A 21,520-nucleotide genomic window follows, 5' to 3' on the forward strand; every position below is an offset into this window, starting at 1 on the left:
GGCGTCCTAGCCAGCCAGGGCGCGGATGCGGATGGCATCATGCCGCCAGTACTCCAGGTCACAGTCGATCAGGTGCCCATGCTGGTCGCTGTTGACCCGAGTGATGTGCAACCCCGGGCTACCCACCGACACCTTCAACGCCCCCGCCGCCTCCACCGGCAACGCCGTCGGCAAAATTTCAAAGCACACCTGCCCATACTCGATGCCATACACTCGCCCATAAATCTCCGTCAGCGACTGCGCCAGATCCTGTTCGAGAATCTCCGGGAAATACCGGGGGTTGAGGTAGTGCTCGGCATACAGCACCGCCCGCCCGTCAATCCGCCGCAAGCGGCAGATAAGCACCACGCTGGACAACGCCGGCAACTGCAAGCGCGCGCAGATGGCCGCCGAAGCCGGCTGCAGCCGCGCCGACAGCAGTTCGGTACTGGCCACCCGACCCTGCTCGCGCACCATGGCATGGAAGTGACTGCGCTCGATCAGGTCGTAGGTCAACCGCTCGGGCGCGACAAACCAGCCGCGGCGCTCTTCGCGGTAGATCAAGCCCTGGGCCTCCAGCTGGGCTAGCGCCTCGCGCAGGGTGATACGCGTGGTGTCGAACACCTCGCTGAGCCGGCGCTCGGCCGGCAGCTTGCCGCCCGGCGCCAACAGGCCGTGCTCGATCTGCTCCTGCAGGGCATGGCAGATGGCTGTTACCGCTCGCGGTGGCATCGGCTGCATCAAGGGTTACCTATCTGGACTATTCCAGCCCCAGAACAGGGCATTTGGAGAATAGTGCAAGCCTAGGCAGGGCTGATGAACATCCTGTGACAAGGTTGCGCCCAGAGCACTGCCAGAATCGGGCCAGCCCAGCAAAACCGGGGCTGCGCCATGGTCTACGCTGTATTGCCAGGAGCCCTCGGCCACCTGCGCGGGCCCTTCCCTACATCAAACTGTCACGCAAGCGGCCTACCTTGGCTCAAGGTTTGCTGACCTAGACCAAAGGTTCCAGGCAACGGTTTCACTCATAACAACGATCGGTAAAAGGCACCCACCCAAGGAGCTACGGATGAAAAAGTTGTTCATGGCGTCACTGCTCGGCTCTGCCATCGCGTTCTGCACCTCGGCCATGGCCGCGGACCTCAAGGCCCTGGAAGATGCCGCCCGCAAGGAAGGCACGGTCAACAGCGTGGGCATGCCCGATGCCTGGGCCAACTGGAAAGGCACCTGGGAAGACCTGGCCAGCAAGTACGGCCTCAAGCACAGCGACACCGACATGAGTTCGGCGCAGGAGATCGCCAAGTTCGAAGCCGAGAAGGACAACGCCAGCGCCGACATCGGCGACGTGGGTGCCGCCTTCGGCCCGATCGCAGTGACCAAGGGCGTCAGCCAGCCCTACAAGCCAAGCACCTGGGACCAGGTGCCGGAGTGGGCCAAGGACAAGGACGGCCACTGGGCACTGGCCTATACCGGCACCATCGCCTTCATCATCAACAAAGACCTGGTCAAGGAAGGCGAACGCCCGACGTCCTGGCATGACCTGGAAAAAGGCAAGTACAAGGTCGCCATCGGCGACGTCGGCACCGCCGCCCAGGCCGCCAACGGCGTGCTGGCCGCGGCCATTGCCTACAAAGGCGACGAGAGCAACGTGGCGCCGGGCCTGCAGCTGTTCACCAAGCTGGCCCAGCAGAAGCGCCTGTCGCTGGCCAACCCGACTATCCAGACGTTGGAAAAGGGCGAAGTGGAAGTTGGCGTGGTGTGGGACTTCAACGGCCTGAGCTACCGTGAACAGATCGACCCCAAACGTTTTGAGGTGCTGATCCCGTCGGACGGTTCGGTGATTTCCGGCTATACCACGGTCATCAACAAGTACGCCAAGCACCCCAATGCGGCCAAGCTGACCCGCGAGTACATCTTCAGCGACGCCGGGCAGATCAACCTGGCCAAGGGGCATGCGCGGCCGATCCGTGCCGAGCACCTGAAGCTGCCAGCGGATGTGCAAGCCAAGTTGCTGCCTAACGAGCAGTACGGTGCTGCCCAGCCGATCAAGAACGCCGAAGCCTGGGAAGCCACCTCGAAGAAACTGCCGCAGATGTGGCAGGAGCAAGTGATCATCGAAATGGAGTAAGGCAGGACCATCCTGGGGCTGCTGCGCAGCCCATCGCGACGCAAGGCCGCTCCTACAGGGCCCGCGTCGCCCCAGAGGTTTTCGCTGTCCCTGTGGGAGCGGCCTTGTATCGCGAATGGAGGGCGAAGCCCTCCCCGGTTCCTTTGCGGAGTATTGAATGAGCCACAACGTCATCCTGGTCCTGCTGGACGGCCTCAACTACCAGGTCGCTCACCACGCCATGGGCCACCTGCACGCTTACGTCGAGGCCGACCGCGCCGCGCTATACCGGGTGGAATGCGAGCTGCCGTCGCTGTCGCGGCCGCTGTACGAATGCATCCTCACCGGCGTGCCGCCGATCGACAGCGGCATCGTGCACAACAACATCAACCGCCTGTCCAACCAGCGCAGCGTGTTCCACTACGCCCGCGAGGCCAACCTGGGCACCGCAGCCGCGGCCTATCACTGGATGAGCGAACTGTACAACCGCTCGCCCTTCGACCCGCAGCGCGACCGCCACACCCATGCGCCCAAGCTGCCGATCCAGCACGGGCTGTTCTACTGGGACGACCGTTACCCCGACTCGCACCTGCTGGCCGACGGCGAGTACCTGCGCCGCCGTCACGCCCCCAACTTCCTGCTGGTGCACCCGATGAGCGTTGACGACATCGGCCACCGTCACGGCCTGGACAGCAGCCAGTACCGCAACGCTGCGCGCAGCGTGGATATTTTGCTGGCCGACTACCTGCCGGGTTGGCTCGAAGAGGGCTATCAGGTATTGGTTACCGCCGACCATGGCATGAACAACGACCGCTCGCACAACGGCCTGCTGGCCGAGGAGCGCGAAGTGCCGCTGTTCGTGTTTGGCGACGCCTTCAGCCTGGACCCGGCCGCCAAACCGCTGCAGACCGAGCTGTGCGGCACCATCTGCGAGCTGCTGGGCGCCGCGCACGACAAAACGGTTTGCCGGGAGTTGCTGAAGTGAATGGCGGCGCCCGTGGCCGCTACCTGGCCCTGCTCTGCCTGCTGCCGTTCGCCGTGTTCTTCGTCATCTTCCAGGTCGCCCCGCTGGCCTGGGTGGCGACCAACAGCCTGCAATCGGACGCCGGCTGGGGCATCGACAACTTCAGCAAGGTATTCGCCTCGAAGTTTTACCTGCAGGCATTGCAACGCAGCCTGGAAATCAGCTTCTGGTCGAGCCTGTTCGGCATCGTCATCGCCACCCTCGGCGCCTATTCACTGCGCCGGGTGGACTCGAAGCTGCGCGACTTCGTCAGTGCCTTCGCCAACATGACCAGCAACTTTGCCGGGGTGCCGCTGGCCTTCGCCTTCATCATCCTGCTGGGTTTCAACGGCGCACTGACCCTGCTGCTGAAGCAGGTCGGCCTGCTGGAAGACTTCAGCATCTATTCCAAGAGCGGGCTGATCCTGGTGTACACCTACTTCCAGATCCCGCTGGGCGTATTGCTGCTGTACCCCGCCTTCGACGCGCTGCGTGAAGACTGGCGCGAGTCGGCCGCACTGCTGGGCGCCAACCACTGGCAGTACTGGCGGCACATCGGCCTGCCGGTGCTGACCCCGGCACTGCTGGGCACGTTCGTCATCCTGCTGGCCAACGCCCTCGGTGCCTACGCCACCGTGTACGCACTGACCACGGGTAATTTCAACGTACTGCCGATCCGTATCGCCGGCCTGGTGGCCGGCGACATCAGCCTCGACCCGAACCTGGCCAGCGCCCTGGCCATGGTGCTGGTGGGGCTGATGACGCTGGTCACGGTGGTGCATCAATGGCTGCTGAAGAGGAGCTACCATGCGCGCTGACGCCCTTTCCGGCGGCTGGTACCATCGCGTGGTGGTGTACCTGCTGTTCCTGATCCTGCTGCTGCCATTGGCCGGCACCCTGCTCTACTCGCTGGCCACCAGTTGGTCGGCCAGCCTGCTGCCCAGTGGCCTGACCCTGAAATGGTATGCGGCATTGTGGAGCGAGCCGCGCTTTCTGGCAGCCTTCGGCCAGTCACTGCTGGTGTGCGTGGGCGCGCTGTTGCTGTCGGTGGTGCTGATATTGCCGCTGCTGTTCGTGGTGCACTACCACTTCCCCAAACTCGACGCACTGATGAACATCCTCATCCTGCTGCCCTTCGCGGTACCGCCGGTGGTGTCGTCGGTGGGGTTGCTGCAACTGTACGGCAGCGGGCCGATGGCCATGGTCGGCACACCGTGGATCCTGATCGGCTGCTACTTCACCATCGCGCTGCCGTTCATGTACCGGGCCATTACCAACAACCTGCAGGCCATCAACCTGCGCGACCTGATGGACGCCGCGCAGTTGCTCGGCGCCAGCACCTGGCAGGCAGCACTGCTGGTGGTGCTGCCCAACCTGCGCAAGGGCTTGATGGTGGCGTTGCTGCTGTCGTTCTCGTTCCTGTTCGGCGAATTCGTATTCGCCAACCTGCTGGTCGGCACCCGCTACGAGACCCTGCAGGTGTACCTGAACAACATGCGCAACAGCAGCGGCCACTTCAACAGCGCACTGGTGATCTCCTACTTCGCCTTCGTGCTGATACTGACCTGGGTCGCCAACCGCCTGAACAAGGACAAGACCTGACATGAGCTTCGTCAGCGTACAGAAACTGCAGAAGAGCTACGCCGGCAGCCCGGTATTCGAGAACATCGACTGCCACATCGAACGCGGCGAGTTCGTCACCTTGCTGGGCCCGTCCGGCTGCGGCAAATCCACCCTGCTGCGCTGCATCGCCGGGCTGACCCCGGTGGACAGCGGGCAGATCCTCCTCGACGGCCACGACATCGTGCCGCTAAGCCCGCAAAAACGTGGCATCGGCATGGTGTTCCAAAGCTACGCACTGTTCCCCAACATGACCGTGGAGCAGAACGTCGCCTTTGGCCTGCGCATGCAGAAAGTCAAAGCCGACGAAAGCCAGCTGCGAGTGCGCGAGGCCCTGGAGCTGGTTGAGCTGGGCACATTCGCCGGGCGCTACCCGCACCAGTTGTCTGGCGGCCAGTGCCAACGCGTGGCCCTGGCCCGCTCGCTGGTCACCCGCCCGCGCCTGCTGCTGCTCGACGAGCCGCTGTCGGCACTGGATGCGCGTATCCGCAAGCACCTGCGCGAGCAGATTCGCGCCATCCAGCGCGAGCTGGGGCTGACCACCATCTTCGTCACCCACGACCAGGAAGAGGCGCTGACCCTGTCCGACCGCATCTTCCTGATGAACCAGGGCCGCATCGTCCAGAGTGGTGATGCCGAAACTCTGTACACAGCGCCTGTGGACCTGTTTGCCGCCGGCTTCATCGGCAACTACAACCTGCTCGACGCCGACAGCGCCAGCCGCCTGCTGCAGCGCCCGGTGGCCAGCCGCCTGGCGATCCGCCCGGAGTCGATCACCCTGGGCGTGAACGGCGAACTAGACGCAGAAGTGCGTAGCCACAGCCTGCTGGGCAACGTGATTCGCTACCGCGTAAAGGTGCGCGAAGTGGAGCTGGTGGTCGATGTGCTCAACCGCTCGCCGGCAGACCTGCACGCGGACGGAAAACGGGTAAGCTTGTCGATCGACCCCACGGCGCTGCGGGAAGTGGCCTAAGGAGACTCAACACAATGGCACTGGCAATTTTCGATCTGGACGAAACCCTTATCCACGGCGACTGCGCGTCGCTGTGGAGCGAGCAGATGGCCCGGCTGGGCTGGGTCGACGGCAAGGATTTCCTGCGCCGCGACCATGAACTGATGGAAGCCTACGGCAAGGGCCACCTGCAGATGGAGGACTACATGGCCTTCAGCCTGGAGCCGATTGCCGGGCGTACCCTGGAAGAAGTCGAGCACCTGGTGGAGCCGTGGGTGGAAGACGTGATCGAACCGATCATCTATGGCGACGCCTGCCGCTGCATTGCCGAACACCGCAAGCGTGGCGATCGCATTCTGATCATTTCTGCTTCGGGGACGCACCTGGTGGGGCCGATTGCGGCGCGGCTGGGGGTGGACGAGTACCTGGCAATCGAGCTGGAGGCGGTGAACGGGGTGTATACCGGCAAGACCCACGGGGTGCTGACCTACCGCGAGGGCAAGATCACCCGGCTGCTGGAGTGGTTGGATCAGGAGCAGGAAAATCTGGAGGGGGCGAGTTTCTATTCCGACTCACGCAATGACCTGCCGTTGTTACTGAAGGTGGACCATCCGCATGTGGTGAACCCCGATGCGGTATTGCGTGAACATGCCCAGACCAATGGCTGGCCGATCCTGAGCTGGACCTGAAAGTACTTCATTGCCTGTTCTGGCCTCTTCGCGGGTGAACCCGCTTCCACGAAAGGGTGCGATCCCTGTGGGAGCGGGGTACCCGCGAAGGGGCCAGGCCTGCTTACACCAGGCTCGCGTCGATCACCATCACCAGCTTTCCTGACACCTGATTGGTCTCAAGCTCGGCATACGCCGCCTGGGCAAACTCCACCGGGTAGGTATCGACCAGCTGCGGCGACAAGCGCCCTTCGGCAAACAGCGGCCACACCTGCTGCTGCAACTCACTCAGCAGTTCGGCCTTGAAGCCGTCATCACGGTTACGCAGCGTGGAGCCGGTAATCTCCAGGCGCTTGCCCAGCACCTGCGCCAGGTCCAGCTCGAACTTGCGCCCGCCCATCAGGCCGATGATCACCCAGCGCCCGTCACGGGCCAGCAGCTTCAGGTTGAGCTCACCGTAGCTGGCGCCCACCGGGTCGAGAATCACGTCGAACGGGCCAAAACCTTCCAGCGCGTCCAGGTTCTCGTTACGTACCACACCACCCGCGGCACCCAGCGCTTGGCAATAAGCCAGGCGGTCCTGCGAACCGACGCTGACCCACACCGGGCTGCCAAACGCCTTGCACAGCTGGATGGCGGCCGAGCCAACGCCACTGGCACCGGCGTGCACCAACACCTTCTCGCCAGCCTTCACAGCACCGAGCTGGAAGATGTTCAGCCAGGCGGTGGCATACACCTCCGGCAACGCCGCTGCTTCCTGCAGGCTCAGGCCTTCGGGCACCGGCAGTACGTGACGGGCATCGACCACCACTTCCTCGGCCATCGCGCCGCTGGCCAGCAGCGCGCAAACGCGGTCGCCCACCCGCCAATCGGCACCCGCACCTACCTCTTCAACCACCCCGGCACACTCCAGGCCCATGTACGGGCTGGCCCCTGGTGGTGGCGGGTACAAACCTTTCATCTGCAGCAGATCAGCGCGGTTCAGCCCCGCTGCGGCCACGCGAATGCGCACTTGGCCCGCGTCACAGGCCGGGCGTTCGGCCTCGACCCACTCCACATGTCCGTCAACGCCTTGCAATGCCTTCACAGTGCCTCCATAGTTGAATCATGACTGGGCCTGGGGAACGCACACCCCAGGCTTTTTGCAGTATTTGCCCGGTTCCATGGAACCGGCAACGGAAAAGACGGCCTACTATGCGTGATCAATTGCCTCCACGTCGAATCAGCATGAAGCATTTCCTCCCAAGCACCGCCCTCGCTGTCATGATCGGCCTGGGCAGCCTCACGCTCGGCGGCAATGCGGCGGCCGCCAACAAGTGGGACAGCCTGCAACCGGACCGCGACGAGATCGTCGCCAGCCTCAACGTGGTGGAATTGCTCAAGCGCCACCACTACAGCAAGCCCCCCCTGGACGATGCCCGCTCGGTCATCATCTACGACAGCTACATCAAGCTGCTGGACCCGGCGCGCAGCTACTTCACCGCTGCCGACATCGCCGAGTTCGACAAGTGGAAAACGCAATTCGACGATTTCCTCAAGAGCGGTAACCTGGACCCAGGCTTCACCATCTACAAACGCTACCTCGACCGCGTCAAGCAACGCCTGGACTTCGCCCTGGCCGAGCTGAACAAAGGCGTGGACAAGATCGACTTCACCACCAAGGAAACCTTGCTGATCGACCGCAAGGACGCACCGTGGATGAAGGACCAGGCCGAGCTCGACGACCTGTGGCGCAAGCGCGTGAAAGACGAAGTGCTGCGCCAGAAAATCGCCGGCAAGGAACCCAAGCAGATCCAGGAAACCCTGACCAAGCGCTACAAGAACCAGCTGGCGCGCCTGGACCAGACCCGTGCCGAGGATATCTTCCAGGCCTACATCAACACCTTCGCCCAGTCCTACGACCCGCACACCAACTACCTGTCGCCGGACAACGCCGAAAACTTCGACATCAACATGAGCCTGTCGCTCGAAGGCATCGGCGCGGTGCTGCAAAGCGACAACGACCAGGTCAAGATTGTGCGCCTGGTGCCGGCAGGCCCGGCCGCCAAGACCAAGCAAGTGGCCCCGGCCGACAAGATCATCGGCGTGGCCCAGGGCAACAAGGAAATGGTCGACGTGGTCGGCTGGCGCCTGGACGAAGTGGTCAAGCTGATCCGCGGCCCGAAAGGTTCGGTGGTGCGCCTGGAAATCATCCCGGCCAGCAACGCACCTAGCGACCAGACCAGCAAGATCGTGTCGATCACCCGTGAAGCGGTGAAGCTTGAAGAGCAGGCAGCGAAAAAGTCGGTACTCAAGCTCAAGCAGGACGGGCGTGACTACAAGCTGGGCATCATCGAGATCCCGGCCTTCTACCTGGACTTCAAGGCCTACCGTGCAGGTGACCCGGAGTACAAGAGCACCACGCGTGACGTGAAAAAACTGCTCACCGAACTGCAGAAGGAAAAAGTCGACGGCGTGGTCATCGACCTGCGCAACAACGGCGGCGGCTCGTTGCAGGAAGCCACTGAGCTGACCAGCCTGTTCATCGAGAAAGGCCCAACCGTGCTGGTGCGCAACAGCGATGGCCGCGTCGACGTGCTGGAAGACGAAAACCCAGGTGCCTTCTACAAAGGCCCGCTGGCGCTGCTGGTGAACCGGCTGTCGGCCTCGGCTTCGGAGATCTTCGCCGGCGCCATGCAGGACTACCACCGCGCACTGATCATCGGTGGCCAGACCTTCGGCAAAGGCACCGTGCAGACCATCCAGCCACTCAACCATGGCGAACTGAAGCTGACCCTGGCCAAGTTCTACCGGGTTTCTGGGCAAAGCACCCAGCACCAAGGCGTGCTGCCGGACATCGACTACCCGTCGATCATCGACACCAAGGAAATCGGCGAGAGCGCGCTGCCCGAAGCCATGCCGTGGGACACCATTCGCCCGGCGATCAGGCCGGCGTCCGACCCGTTCAAGCCGTTCCTGGCCCAGCTCAAGGCGCAGCATGAAGCACGCAGTGACAAGGATGCCGAGTTCACCTACATCCGCGACCGGCTGGCCCTGACCCAGAAGCTGATGAATGAAAAAACCGTCAGCCTCAACGAACAGGAACGCCGTGCACGCCATGATGAAATCGAGGCCAAGCAACTGGCGCTGGAAAACGTCCGCCGCAAGGCCAAGGGTGAAGAGCCGCTGAAAGAGCTGAAGAAAGAGGATGAAGACGCGCTGCCGGCCGAAGATGAAAACACCAAGCCGGAAGACGACGCCTACCTGTCGGAAACCGGTCGCATCCTGATCGACTACCTCAGCGCCAGCACCAAGGTGGCCAAGAAGTAAGGCAACGCGGCAATGATGGCAAATTAATGTGACCTGTCATCAAACAGTCATCGCGCTGTCGTGAAATACGAGGGCCGGGCATGCAGATGCCCGGCCCTTTCATTTTCAGGATTACGTCATGACCGTTGCCGAACAGCTCGATGCCTTGAGTGCCATCCTGGCTCAACGCAGTATCCACAGCTTGTTCCAGCCGATCATGTGCCTGAGCGAGCAACGGGTGTTCGGCCATGAAGCGCTGACCCGTGGCCCTTCCAACAGCCCGCTGCACGCGCCGCTGAACCTGTTTACCATCGCCCGCCAGGCCGGCCGCCTGACCGAGCTGGAGGCCGCCTGCCGGGAGAGTGCCTGCCGACGCTTCAGTGAGCAGCAACTGCAAGGCAAACTGTTTCTCAACATCTCGCCCGAATCGCTGCTGGAGCCACACTACCCCTCCGGCCTGACCCTTAAACTGCTCGAACAGGTCGGGCTGCCCCCCAGCCGGGTCGTGATCGAGTTGACCGAACACACCCCCACCGACGACTTCCAGCTGCTGTCCAATGCCCTGCACCATTACCGCGATATGGGCTTTTCGATCGCCATCGACGACCTGGGGGCGGGCTATTCGAGCTTGCGCCTGTGGTCGGAGCTGCGCCCCGAATACGTGAAGATCGACCGGCATTTCATCGACGGTATCCACCGCGACCCGCTCAAACGCGAGTTCGTCGGCTCAATCTTGCAGATCGCCCGGGCGTCAAAGGCGCAGGTGATTGCCGAAGGCATCGAGCTGGCGGAGGAACTGGCGGTGCTGAGGGAGATGGGGGTAGACCTGGTGCAGGGTTACCTGCTGGGACGGCCGCAGGAGCTGGGGGTGCGGGAACTACCGGCGCTGACGAGCCTGCCGCCGGCCGAGCAACCGACAGTGCGCTTGAATGCCACGATCGGGCAATTGCTGGAGCTGCTTGGACGGCATCAGCACCTGAATGTACTGGAGGTGGTGGATGCGGACGGCAGGGCCTGCGGATTGATCCACAGGGATGCACTGCTTGTTACGGCCTCTTAACAGACCGATTCACCCGTGAAGAAGCCTGATCAGGCAGACTCGGGGTAGCTGTACTCGAACACCCGGACCACCTCGGAGGCATGCCAAGAAGCGGCCTCCATACCATCGACCGGCCCGGTAAACCGCCCCAGCCGCTCGACACACTCAAAAAAGCCAGTACGCGGCAAACGGCTGGCGCCCTGGCTGATCACCAGCGAACTGCGCAAGGGCTGCTCGGCACGGGCATCCAACACGGCCAGGTATTCCAGCGCGGCGGTCAGCGTCTGCATGGCCGGGCTGGGTAGTTGCAAGCGCTCGATCAACGCTCGGTACGTCAGCAGGTGACGTTGTCGACGGGCCAGGTCAAGCTCGCCCAGCAGGTTATCCCAGTGCTGACGGCTGATCCTGACCTGGCTCATGATGGCTCGCTCCAGCCAGCCACCCCAAGATGCCAGGCCAAGGCGCGGCGGATGGCAGCATCCGGTTGGCGCTCGCCCGATTCGATCATGGCCAGATACGCCGGGCTCACCCCGACATTGCGCGCCAGTTGCTCAGGGGCAATGCCCTTGGCCTGGCGAATCTGGGCGACTTCGCTGAAGGCCGGTAATGGCGCACTGGCTGCCCCCACCTGCGCTTCACTGACAACCGCCTCGGCAGGTGCCTGCCCCGCAGCCTTGAGCAAGGCCTGGTATTGCTCCCAGGGAACGACTGCGTACTCGGGCTGACCGTCCCGGCTGATGACCTGAATACCCATTACAAACCCCTTTAAAAAGGATTACAGCATGTAATCCGTAGGCATAACCCTTATGCCAATTATATTACCAACTCTGGGGTCTGTGCAGTTGAGGTGCAGTGAAGGCTCAGGCCGCTCTTAGTGCGTATTGCGTTCCAGCCGCAGCGCCTGCGGGGTGGCTGGCAGGCGCTCGACCACGCGCAGCCGTTCGGGCGCCTGGCTATCGCGCCAGGCTTTGAAGCGCGCCAGCTCGTCGGACACGGTTTTCAGCACCCAGCCCAGCACCGCGATGTCATCAAGAAAACCCACCCCCAGCAGCCAGTCGGGGATGGCATCGATGGGGCTGACGAAATACAGCAGGCCAGCCACGATGGTGACCAGCGCCCCAGGGCTGATGGCGCGGTACTCGCCGCGCCACCAGGCCAGGCACAGCGACTGTAACAGCTTCACATCTTCACGCAGCTGGCCGAGGCGCGGGCCTTTGCGCGCCACCGCGAACAGCAAGGCCGGCAAGCGGCCGCGGCTGAGCAGGCGCTCGGCCAATGGCAGAAAGCGGGCGAAATTCCAGGGTGCGCTCATGGAGCCTCCGAGAGGAAAAGGTTATCCACATTTATTGTGGATAACCTTGTGAACAGGGCGATATTTCTGACCTCCGGTGCCTGCCAGGCAAGGGTCCCGGTCAGATCGGGCGTTTTTTACACAGTCGTTTCACACCGGGGCTGGCTAAGCCGCAAACGATTTGCGTCAGAAACGTCCTACATCTTTACGCTTCATCTCCTCGGACAGTATCAGCTGTTGCAGGTTCGTCCAATCGGCACAAACGAAAACGCCCCGTCAGTGCGGGGCGTTTGCGACTACCAGCCAATGTTACTTGGCAGGTGCTTCCGTAGGCGCTTCGGCCGGGGCCTCACCTTCAGGCTCGGCACCTTGCAGCTGGGCCGGGTCCTTGATGGCGATCAGTTCCAGGTCGAACACCAGTACCGAGTTGGCAGGGATCAACGGGCTCGGGCTTTGTGCGCCGTAGGCCAGTTCAGCCGGAATGAACAGCTTGTATTTCTCGCCAACGTGCATCAGCTGCAGGCCTTCGACCCAACCTGGGATCACGCCGCTGACCGGCAGGTCGATCGGGCTGCCACGCTCTACGGAGCTGTCGAATACCTTGCCATCGATCAGCTTGCCTTCGTAGTGGACAGTGACCACGTCAGTCGGCTTAGGCTGCGGGCCGTCGGCCTTCTTGACCACTTCGTACTGCAGGCCCGAAGCGGTGGTGACCACGCCTGGCTTCTTGGCGTTTTCTTCGAGGAATTTCTTGCCGGCGGAGGCGGCTTCTTCGCTGGCCTTGGCCAGGCGCTCTTCGGCGCGCTTCTGCAATGCGGTGAACGCTTCTACCAGCTCTTCATCCTTGATGCGCTGCTCTTTCTTGCTGACGGCGTCTTCGATGCCGAGGGCGACTGCTTTGGAATCAAGGTCTTCCATGCCTTCCTGAGCCAGGCTCTTGCCCATGTTCAGGCCGATACCGTAGGAGGCTTTCTGCGCCGGAGTCTTCAGCTCGGGGCTGCTGGCCTGTTGGTCACAGCCAGCCAGTACCAGGCCTACCAGGGCAACCGCAGCCGCCAAACGATGCTGTTTCATGCTATTTCCTTGTTCATGCGCCATAAGGGCAATCAGGGTAAAGCCGCGAGCTTAGCAGGCGGCCATGACCAATGGCTACCGGCATAGGAGCGGGTTTTAGTAAGGAAGTTCAGTTGTTAAACGCTTATTAATGTGAGCGTTTGCAGCCATTGGCCAGTATTGACCCGTTGTGCCGTTTTTGCGCGGTCCAACCAGGGATTTATTTCGCTGGATTCTGAAAAGCCTGCAATCAGGGGTATTGACCCTCGCGATACTCCCCTGCCACCTCACGCAGTACCTCGCACACCCATTGCCCCGGCAAGCTTTGCGGCAGGGCGGCGTTACGGCAGATGCCGACCGAACCGCCCGGCTCGCGCACGCCCAGGTCGAGCTCGACCAACTCGCCATGGCGCAGGTCCAGCAAGACCGCGTCGCGGGGCGCCACCCACAGTCCATCACTGCCCAGCAGGTAACGCCGGCTCAGGGCCAGCGACAAGGTTTCCAGGCGCTGCGCCGGCATCTGGATACCGCATTGCACAAACAGGCTGTCGGCATGCTGGCGGATGGTGGTGCCCGCCGGTGGCAGCACCAACGGGTAACGCCCCACCTGGGCTCGCTCCACCGGCGCGCTGGCCAGCAGCGGGTGACCGGGGCGTACCACCAGGCTCATCGATTCGCTGTACAGGTGCTCGAACGACAGGCCCTGGATCTGCGGGCTGTCGGTCATGCGCCCGACCACAAGCTCCAGTTCGCCCAGGTGCAGTTGGCCGAGCAGCTGAGCACTGACCCCGGTGACCACACTGATCACCAGCGCGTCATGGCGCTGGTGCAGGCGGCACAACACCTCGGGCATGAGCAGGCCCTCGACCGTGGACAGCACGCCTATACGCACCTGTGACGGCGCCCGCGCTTCGCCACGCAAACTGCTGACACCATCGCGCAGGGCCTGCACGCTGGGCCCGGCATAACGCATGAAGCGCGTCCCGGCGGGGGTCAGCTCGACACCCTGACGGCTGCGCGCGAACAAGCGCGCCTCCAACAGGTCTTCAAGTTCCTTGAGGGTTTTGGAGATGGCCGGCTGGCTGATCGCAAGCACGTCGGCAGCCCTGGCCAGGCTGCCCTGCCGGGCAATCTCCAGGAAGCACAGCAGGTGGCGGTATTTAATGCGGGTATCGAGGTTCATGCGGCAAGCTTAACGCATCGCCGCAAGCAGCAGCTGAACATCAGGCCACCGCCAACTCCACCGCCTCGCCATTGAATCGCACCGACCACACCCGAAGCTGTTGCCCGGCATCCTCCAGGCACTCGCCGCTCTGCAGGCTGAAATGCTGCTTGTACAACGGCGCCGCCACCACCAACTCACCCTGCACACTGCCTACCAACCCACGGCCGATGATGTTGGCGCCGGAACGCGGGTCGCGGTTGTCCACGGCATACAGCGGCTGGGCCTGCCCCGGCAGGTAGAACAGCGCCACCTGGGTGCCATCCAGCCACACGACCACCCCGGACTCGGCTACCAGGTCTTGCACCCGGCACACCACCTGCCAGGTCGCTTGGGTTTTCACAGCAGCATTGGACAGGTTCATCAGACAGCCTCCTCGACAGTTGGAATCAGGTGCAGCGGCGCAGCAGGCCGGCGTTGTTCGCGTTCGCGCACGAAGTGCATGTCCGGGTCGGCACGCCGGTCATTGACGAAGGTGCGGAAGCGCTTGAGCTTCTCCGGGTCGTTGAGGGCGTTGGCCCATTCGCATTCGTACTGGTCGACCACATGCTGCATCTGCGCTTCCAGCTCGCTGGCCAAGCCCAGGCTGTCGTCGATGATCACCTGCTTCAGGTAGTCCAGCCCACCGTCCAGGCTCTCGCGCCAAACCGAGGTGCGCTGCAGCTTGTCGGCGGTACGGATGTAGAACATCAGCACGCGGTCGATCAGGCGTACCAGGGTTTCGTCGTCCAGGTCGGTGGCGAACAGTTCAGCATGCCGTGGGCGCATGCCGCCGTTGCCGCACACGTACAGATTCCAGCCCTTGTCAGTGGCGATCACGCCGATGTCCTTGCTCTGCGCCTCGGCACATTCGCGGGTGCAGCCGGACACGGCGAACTTGAGCTTGTGCGGGCTGCGCAGGCCTTTGTAGCGGTCCTCCAGGCGCAGGGCCATGCCGACACTGTCCTGCACGCCGTAACGGCACCAGGTGCTGCCCACGCACGATTTCACCGTGCGGGTCGATTTGCCGTAGGCGTGGCCGGTTTCGAAGCCGGCTTCGATCAGCTCGCCCCAGATCAGCGGAAGTTCATGCAACTGGGCACCGAACAGGTCGATGCGCTGGCCGCCGGTGATTTTGGTGTACAAATCGTACTTCTTGGCCACCTGGCCAATGACGATGAGCTTGTCGGGGGTAATTTCCCCCCCCGGTATGCGCGGCACCACCGAGTAGGTGCCGTTTTTCTGCATGTTGGCCATGAAGGTGTCGTTGGTGTCCTGCAGCGGCACCAGCGCCGGGTCCATGATCGGCTGGTTCCAGCACGAGGCGAGAATATTGCCCACCGCCGGCTTGCAGATGTCACAGCCAACGTGGCCTTTGCCGTGGCGTTCGAGCAGTTCGCCGAAGGTGCGAATACCCTCAACCCGCACCAGCCCGTAGAGTTCCTGACGGGTGTAGGCGAAGTGCTCGCACAGGCTCTTGTCCACCGCCACGCCGCGGGCGGTCAATTCATGCTCGAACACCTGCTTGAGCAGGGCCGCGCAACCACCGCAACCACTGGCAGCCTTGGTGCAGCCCTTGACCGCCGCAAGATCGCTGCAACCGCTGTCGATGGCCGCGCACACCGCGCCCTTGCTGACGTTGTGGCAGGAGCAGATGGTCGCGCGGTCGGGCAATGCGTCAGCGCCCAAGGCCGGTGCGCCACCGCCTTGCGGCAAGATCAGCGCTGCCGGGTCGGCCGGCAAGGCAATGCCGTTCTGGGCGTATTGCAGCAGGGTGTCGTAATAGCTGTTGTCGCCCACCAGCACCGCGCCGAGCACATGCTTGCCGCTGGCGTCCACCACCAGCCGGCGGTAGGCGCTGTTGGCCTCGTCGATGAAGCGGTAGCTGCGCGCGCCAGGGGTGGCGCCGTGGGCATCACCGATCGAGCCGACATCCACACCCAACAACTTGAGCTTGGTCGACATGTCGGCGCCGGTGAACGCGACCGCCGCCTCCCCCATCAGCAACGCCGCCAGGTTGCGGGCCATGCCGTAGCCTGGGGCAACCAGGCCGAAAACGCTGCCGTTCCACGAGGCGCACTCTCCAATGGCAAAGATGCGTGGGTCGCTGCTGCGGCAGTGATTGTCGATCACCACACCGCCGCGCGCGGCGATCTCCAGGCCGCAGGCTCTGCCCAAGGCATCCTGTGGGCGGATACCAGCGGAGAACACGACCAGGTCGGTTTCCAGGTGCTCGCCGCCGTCGAAGTTCATGCGATAGCGGTAGCTTTCACCGTCGTTGATCGACTGGGTGGCACGTGACAGGTGCACCCCCACGCCCAGCGCCTCGATCTGCGCTTTAAGCGCGGCACCGCCCTCACCGTCCAACTGCACCGGCATAAGCCGTGGAGCGAATTCAACGACGTGGGCCTCCAGGCCCAGCGACTTGAGGGCGTTGGCGGCTTCCAGGCCAAGCAGGCCGCCACCGACCACCACGCCACGACGCGCACCGGCTGCGGCAGCGCGAATGCCATCAAGGTCGTCCAGGGTGCGGTACACCAGCCGGGCATTGCCGCTGGAGCCTTCGATCGGCGGTACGAAGGGGTAGGAACCGGTGGCCAGCACCAGTTGCTCGTAGCCGTATCGGCCCTCGGCGGTGACCACCTCGCAGCGCTCGCGGTCGATCTCCAGCACAGCCTCACCCAGGTGCAGGTGCACGCCGTTGGCGTTGTAGAAATCGTGCTCGCACAGGGCCAGGGTTTCGGCACAACTGCCACCGAAGTATTCGGACAGGTGCACGCGGTCGTAGGCGCGTTGGCGCTCTTCGCCGAACACCCGCACCTCGAAGCGCTGCAGGGCGCCACGGCTGACCAGTTGTTCGACGCAATGGTGGCCGACCATGCCGTTGCCGACGATGACCAGTCGCTCTCGTTGCCCGCTGCTCACTGTTGCCTTCATAAGCCGATCCTCGATCAAAAAAAAGGCGCCTGGAGCCGAAGCTCCAGGCGCCTTTGCCTGTATTCATCACGGTAGGGGCCCGGGTTGATCGCCGTTGATCAGCGGGGCTTGTTGTATTGGAGATAAAGCAGGGACTGTGCCAATTGCTTTATCTGTGCCGGTCTCTTCGCGGGTAAACCCGCGCCCACAGGGATCTCCAAAGGTCGGCAGACTTGTACGGTACCTGTAGGAGCGGGTTCACCCGCGAAGAGGCCGGCACAGGTATGCACATTCACAGTGCACAACAGCCCATCCCGGTGCGCTCAGTACACATCGCGCCTATACCGCTTGGCCTTGTTCAATGTTTCGACATAGGCATCCGCATCCACTTTCCCGTGCACGGCAATGACTTCACGTAACGCCGCATCCACATCCTTGGCCATGCGCTGGGCATCCCCGCAGACATAAAAATACGCGCCTGCCTCCAGCCATTGCCATACCTGTGCTCCCTGCTCTCGCAGGCGTTGCTGTACATAGATCTTCTCGGCCTGGTCGCGGGAAAACGCTGTATCCAGCCGTAGATGACCACCTGCCTGCCAGGCCTGCAATTGTTCCCGGTAATAGAAGTCGGTTGCCGCGTACTGCTCGCCAAAGAACAGCCAGTTACCGCCTTTCGCCCCCCGCGCCTCCCGTTCTTCGAGGAAGGCGCGAAACGGCGCAATACCAGTGCCAGGGCCAACCATGATTACCGGCACATTGTCGTCCTCGGGCAGGCGAAAGTGCTTCGACACCTGCGGGAAAATTGCCACCTTGAGTGCCTGCGCACGGTCAGCAAGGAAGCTTGAACACACGCCTTTACGTTTGCCATAACGCACCGTGGAAACCGTCAGGTGCACCTGCTCCGGGTGCGCCAGCGGGCTGGAGCTGATCGAGTAGAGCCGCGGCTGCAACGGCTTGAGCAGCTCCAGCCAGTGGGCCAGTGGCAACTGCTGGGGGAAGGCGCGCAGCACATCGGTCAACTGCCGGCCCCACAACCAGTCCTGCAGCTCGGCCTTGCACGCGGGCTGCAGCAGGCGCTGCAGGTCGGGCGCATTGCCTGCAAATGCTTGCAGCTGTTGAGGGCTTACCTTGGCAATTTCCAGATGCGCCTGCAGGGCTTCGGCCAGTGGCATGGCAGGCTGGCCTTTCAACTCGACCAAGGCCTGGCCATCAAGCTGCGTCAGTGCCAGCAGCTCGTCGACCAGAGCCGGGCAATTGCGCGGCCACACGCCCAAGGCGTCACCGGCGGCGTAGGTGAATCCGCTACCGCTCAGGTCGAAGACCAGCTGGCGGGTTTCCTTGCTGGCACCGGGGCCATTGAGCAGGCGATTTTCCCGCAAGGTGGCAGCCCAGGGTTGTTGCTTGCTGTAGGCCGCCACGGGTGCGGGGTCGCTGGCCGGTAGTGGCGCCGTGGCACTGCCCAGCTCGGCTAGCAATGCCTCGAGCCAGCCCGCAAAGGCTTCGTCAAAATCCGGCTCGCAGTCCACCCGTTGCAGCAGGCGCCGCCCTCCCAGCTCGGCCAGACGCAGGTCGAGCTTGCGGCCAAAGCCACAGAACTGATCGTAACTGGAGTCGCCCAGGGCCAGCACGGCATAGGGCAGCTCGGCGCAGTGGGCGCCCCCCTCGCCCTGCAGTGCCTGCCAGAATGCCGCCGCGCTGTCGGGTGCATCGCCATCGCCAAAGGTACTGGCAATCAACACCACACTGGCAGCGCCCTGCAGCTGGCTTGGGCTGACCGCCTCCATGCAGCGCAGTTGCACACTCAGGCCGGCACCGCGCAGGCGCTCGGCACAGCGTTCGGCCAGCAGCTCGCCGTTGCCGGTCTGCGAGGCCCACAGCACCTGATGCAGTGGCACTGTCAGCGCCGCTGGGGGCGCAGTGGCGGGCTGGGCGAACAGCCCGGCCAGCAAACCGTCGACGAACAGCCGCCGGTTGGCAGCCAGCGGCGCACTGGCCGGCAGGGCGGGCACGCCCTCGGCGCGGGCTTGGTCCAGGCCCAGCAGGAAACCTTGCAGGTAATGGCGCTCTTCTTCGGCCAGCACCGGGGTCGGCAGGGTGTCCAGGCCAAGCAGACGGGACAGGGTGGCGGTCGGCATGCGAGCAGGCTCCGAAGTGGCAGTGTTCAGGTCAAGGGCATCGATGCGCTCACTTGCGACCCGCTCCAGGGCCACGGCGCAATGTTTGAAGGCAGGCTGCAGTGACAACGGGTCGACCGCATCGCAGGTCACGGCATTGATTGCCAACTGCTCGCCGATCAGGTCGTTCCAGTGAAACGGCGCGAAGCAGTTGCCCGGCATGACCCGGTCGCTGATACGCGCCGGTAGCACGGCTTGACCACGTCGCGAGCGAATGGCCACCTGGTCCTTTTCTGCCACTCCCAACCGGGCAGCATCTTCGGGGTGGATTTCGACAAAGGGACCAGGCTCCAACTTGTTCAGCGCCGGCACCTTGCCGGTCTTGGTGAGGGTGTGCCATTGGTGCTGCACGCGGCCGGTATTCAGCACCATGGGGTAGTCGTCATTCGGCAACTCCGGCGCCGGCAGCCAAGGCCGAGCGAAGAAGCGCGCCTTGCCGCTGGCGGTCGGGAAGGCCAGGGCCGGCCGCTGCCCCTGGGCATCGAGCAACAGCGCCTGGCTGCTGCCGTCGTTGAGGTAGCGCAGTGGGCTTCGCGCCTGTTCACGGCCCGGCGCACAGGGCCACTGGCGCGGTTGCGTACGCAGTTCGGCATAGCCGATGCCGCGCAGATCGTAGCCGGTCAGCGGGTTGTGGAAGCGGCGAATTTCCTCGTACACCGCTTCGGCATCGGGGTAGTCGAATGCGTCGGCATAGCCCATGGCACAGGCCACACGGGCAATGATCTGCCAGTCGGGCAGGCTTTGCCCTGGCGGCTGGACGGCGCGCGGCATCAGCGTCAGGTTGCGTTCGCTATTGATCATCACACCCTCGCCTTCGGCCCACAGCGCGGCCGGCAGCAAGATGTCGGCGTAGCGGTTGGTTTCGGTGTCGAGGAATGCATCCTGGGTAATCACCAGTTCGGCCTCGCGCAGCCCGTCGATTACTTGCTGGCGGTTGGCGACACTGGCCACTGGGTTGCTGCAGATGATCCAGCAGGCTTTCACTTCTCCGGCCTTCATCTGCTCGAACAGCGCCACCGTGCCCTCACCGCCTTCGCTGCGCAGGCTGCCCGGCGCCAGCTGCCACTGCTGCTCGACAAAGGCGCGGTCCGTTGCCACCAACGCCGAGCGCTGGCCTGGCAAGCCAGGCCCCATGTAGCCCATCTCGCGGCCGCCCATGGCATTGGGCTGGCCGGTCAGCGAGAACGGGCCGCTACCGGGGCGGCAGATGGCGCCCGTGGCCAGGTGCAGGTTGCAGATGGCGTTGCTGTGCCAGGTGCCGTGGATGCTCTGGTTAAGGCCCATGGTCCAGCAGCTCATCCAGTTGCTGGCGCTGCCGATCCAATCGGCGGCCTGGATGATATCGGCCTCCGCCAGCCCGGTGATGGCGGCTACGCGCTCGGGGGTATAGTCGTCGAGGAAGGGTGGCAGTTCGTCCCAGCCTTCGGTGTGGCGGGCGATGAAGTCGGGGTTGGTGTGGCCGTTGCGCTGCAGCAAGTGCAAAAAGCCGTTGAGCAAGGCCATGTCGCTGCCTGGGCGTACTTGCAGGAACAGGTCAGCCTTGTCGGCGGTAGCGCTGCGCCGGGGGTCGACGACGATCAGCCTGGCCCCGGCCTTGACCCGGTCGAGCAGGCGCAGGAACAGAATGGGGTGGCAGTCGGCCATGTTGGCGCCGATCACCAGGAATACGTCGGCGTGCTCGAAGTCCTGGTAGCTGCCGGGTGGGCCATCGGCGCCCAGCGACAGCTTGTAGCCGCTGCCGGCGCTGGCCATGCACAGGCGCGAGTTGGACTCGATATGGCGGGTGCGGATAAAGCCTTTAGCCAGCTTGTTGGCCAAGTACTGGGCCTCCAGCGACATTTGCCCGGACACGTACAGCGCGACGGCGTCAGCGCCGTGCTGGTCGATGATGCCGCGCAGGCGCATGGCAGTGTCGGTGATGGCCTGGTCCATGCTGGTGCGCACCGGCGGCTGGCTACGTTGCTGGCGCACATAGGCGTCAGCCATGCGCCCGGCGGCGCTCAGCGGCAGGTGTGCGGTGAGGCCTTTGGTGCACAGGCGGCCGAAGTTGCTGGGGTGCTGCTTGTCGCCACTGATCTTGCCGACCTTGCCATCGGCAACGCTCATGACGATGCCGCAGCCAACGCCGCAGTAGGGGCAGACGCTGCGCACTTCGCTGTTGGCCATGGGCGGGCTCCTGTGGGGAACGCAAAAAGGCGCCGGCTGCTCCGGCTTGCGCAAGCAAGCGGG

General features: G+C 63.5%; 18 protein-coding genes. 8 read left to right on the plus strand and 10 right to left on the minus strand.

Annotated elements, in window-relative coordinates:
• Positions 1-6: 6 nt before the first annotated feature.
• The gene (locus tag Q9451_RS24015) at positions 7-720 is read right to left on the minus strand and encodes a UTRA domain-containing protein (protein WP_012271000.1); all 714 of its coding nucleotides are present in this window, start codon (positions 718-720) and stop codon (positions 7-9) included.
• A 328-nt stretch (positions 721-1,048) separates the two neighbouring features.
• Between Q9451_RS24015 and Q9451_RS24020 the strand changes: the two genes are divergently transcribed.
• The 6 genes from Q9451_RS24020 (at position 1,049) to Q9451_RS24045 (ending at position 6,350) form a co-directional block, all read left to right on the plus strand.
• A complete protein-coding gene (locus Q9451_RS24020; protein WP_012270999.1) occupies positions 1,049-2,107 on the plus strand; it encodes an extracellular solute-binding protein in 1,059 nt (352 codons plus the stop codon).
• Between the two features lie 157 nt (positions 2,108-2,264).
• Entirely contained in the window at positions 2,265-3,071 is an 807-nt protein-coding gene (locus tag Q9451_RS24025) for an alkaline phosphatase family protein (protein ID WP_012270998.1), read from the plus strand.
• The gene (locus Q9451_RS24030) at positions 3,068-3,907 is read left to right on the plus strand and encodes an ABC transporter permease subunit (protein ID WP_012270997.1); all 840 of its coding nucleotides are present in this window, start codon (positions 3,068-3,070) and stop codon (positions 3,905-3,907) included. The genes Q9451_RS24025 and Q9451_RS24030 overlap by 4 nt, the downstream gene beginning before the upstream one ends.
• A complete protein-coding gene (locus Q9451_RS24035) occupies positions 3,897-4,691 on the plus strand; it encodes an ABC transporter permease (RefSeq protein ID WP_012270996.1) in 795 nt (264 codons plus the stop codon). Before Q9451_RS24030 ends, Q9451_RS24035 begins: the two co-directional genes overlap by 11 nt.
• 1 nt (position 4,692) lies before the next feature.
• On the plus strand, positions 4,693-5,682 hold the full coding sequence (locus tag Q9451_RS24040) for an ABC transporter ATP-binding protein (protein WP_012270995.1): 990 nt from the start codon (positions 4,693-4,695) through the stop codon (positions 5,680-5,682).
• Between the two features lie 14 nt (positions 5,683-5,696).
• Positions 5,697-6,350 carry an HAD family hydrolase gene (locus tag Q9451_RS24045; protein WP_012270994.1) on the plus strand — a complete coding sequence of 218 codons (654 nt, stop codon included), beginning with the start codon at positions 5,697-5,699 and terminating at the stop codon, positions 6,348-6,350.
• A 103-nt stretch (positions 6,351-6,453) separates the two neighbouring features.
• Here Q9451_RS24045 and Q9451_RS24050 read toward each other — a convergent pair whose 3' ends face one another.
• Complete coding sequence (locus Q9451_RS24050) at positions 6,454-7,416, minus strand: NAD(P)H-quinone oxidoreductase (protein ID WP_060492600.1); 963 nt, start codon at positions 7,414-7,416, stop codon at positions 6,454-6,456.
• Between the two features lie 140 nt (positions 7,417-7,556).
• On the opposite strand from Q9451_RS24050, the gene Q9451_RS24055 reads away from it, so the two are divergent.
• Together Q9451_RS24055 and Q9451_RS24060 are read left to right on the plus strand one after the other, a co-directional pair.
• Complete coding sequence (locus Q9451_RS24055; protein ID WP_171577290.1) at positions 7,557-9,638, plus strand: carboxy terminal-processing peptidase; 2,082 nt, start codon at positions 7,557-7,559, stop codon at positions 9,636-9,638.
• Between the two features lie 118 nt (positions 9,639-9,756).
• Complete coding sequence (locus Q9451_RS24060; protein ID WP_012270991.1) at positions 9,757-10,677, plus strand: EAL domain-containing protein; 921 nt, start codon at positions 9,757-9,759, stop codon at positions 10,675-10,677.
• 29 nt (positions 10,678-10,706) lie between these two features.
• Here the strand turns inward: Q9451_RS24060 and Q9451_RS24065 are convergent, their stop codons facing one another.
• From Q9451_RS24065 to Q9451_RS24100, 8 genes are all read right to left on the minus strand, one after another.
• Positions 10,707-11,075 carry a hypothetical protein gene (locus Q9451_RS24065; RefSeq protein ID WP_012270990.1) on the minus strand — a complete coding sequence of 123 codons (369 nt, stop codon included), beginning with the start codon at positions 11,073-11,075 and terminating at the stop codon, positions 10,707-10,709.
• Positions 11,072-11,410, minus strand: coding sequence for a helix-turn-helix transcriptional regulator (locus tag Q9451_RS24070; RefSeq protein WP_012270989.1), 339 nt, complete (start codon positions 11,408-11,410; stop codon positions 11,072-11,074). The genes Q9451_RS24065 and Q9451_RS24070 overlap by 4 nt, the downstream gene beginning before the upstream one ends.
• Before the next feature lie 117 nt (positions 11,411-11,527).
• On the minus strand, positions 11,528-11,968 hold the full coding sequence (locus tag Q9451_RS24075; RefSeq protein ID WP_012270988.1) for a DUF1232 domain-containing protein: 441 nt from the start codon (positions 11,966-11,968) through the stop codon (positions 11,528-11,530).
• Positions 11,969-12,256: 288 nt separating this feature from the next.
• Positions 12,257-13,021 carry an FKBP-type peptidyl-prolyl cis-trans isomerase gene (locus tag Q9451_RS24080; protein WP_012270987.1) on the minus strand — a complete coding sequence of 255 codons (765 nt, stop codon included), beginning with the start codon at positions 13,019-13,021 and terminating at the stop codon, positions 12,257-12,259.
• A 229-nt stretch (positions 13,022-13,250) separates the two neighbouring features.
• Entirely contained in the window at positions 13,251-14,183 is a 933-nt protein-coding gene (pcaQ, locus tag Q9451_RS24085; RefSeq protein WP_012270986.1) for a pca operon transcription factor PcaQ, read from the minus strand.
• 40 nt (positions 14,184-14,223) lie between these two features.
• On the minus strand, positions 14,224-14,586 hold the full coding sequence (gene nirD, locus Q9451_RS24090) for a nitrite reductase small subunit NirD (RefSeq protein WP_012270985.1): 363 nt from the start codon (positions 14,584-14,586) through the stop codon (positions 14,224-14,226).
• Positions 14,586-17,138, minus strand: coding sequence for a nitrite reductase large subunit NirB (nirB, locus tag Q9451_RS24095; RefSeq protein WP_012270984.1), 2,553 nt, complete (start codon positions 17,136-17,138; stop codon positions 14,586-14,588). Before nirB ends, nirD begins: the two co-directional genes overlap by 1 nt.
• 302 nt (positions 17,139-17,440) lie before the next feature.
• A complete protein-coding gene (locus Q9451_RS24100) occupies positions 17,441-21,457 on the minus strand; it encodes a bifunctional nitrate reductase/sulfite reductase flavoprotein subunit alpha (protein ID WP_012270983.1) in 4,017 nt (1,338 codons plus the stop codon).
• Positions 21,458-21,520: the final 63 nt, after the last annotated feature.

Source organism: Pseudomonas sp. NY8896, assembly GCF_039634505.1.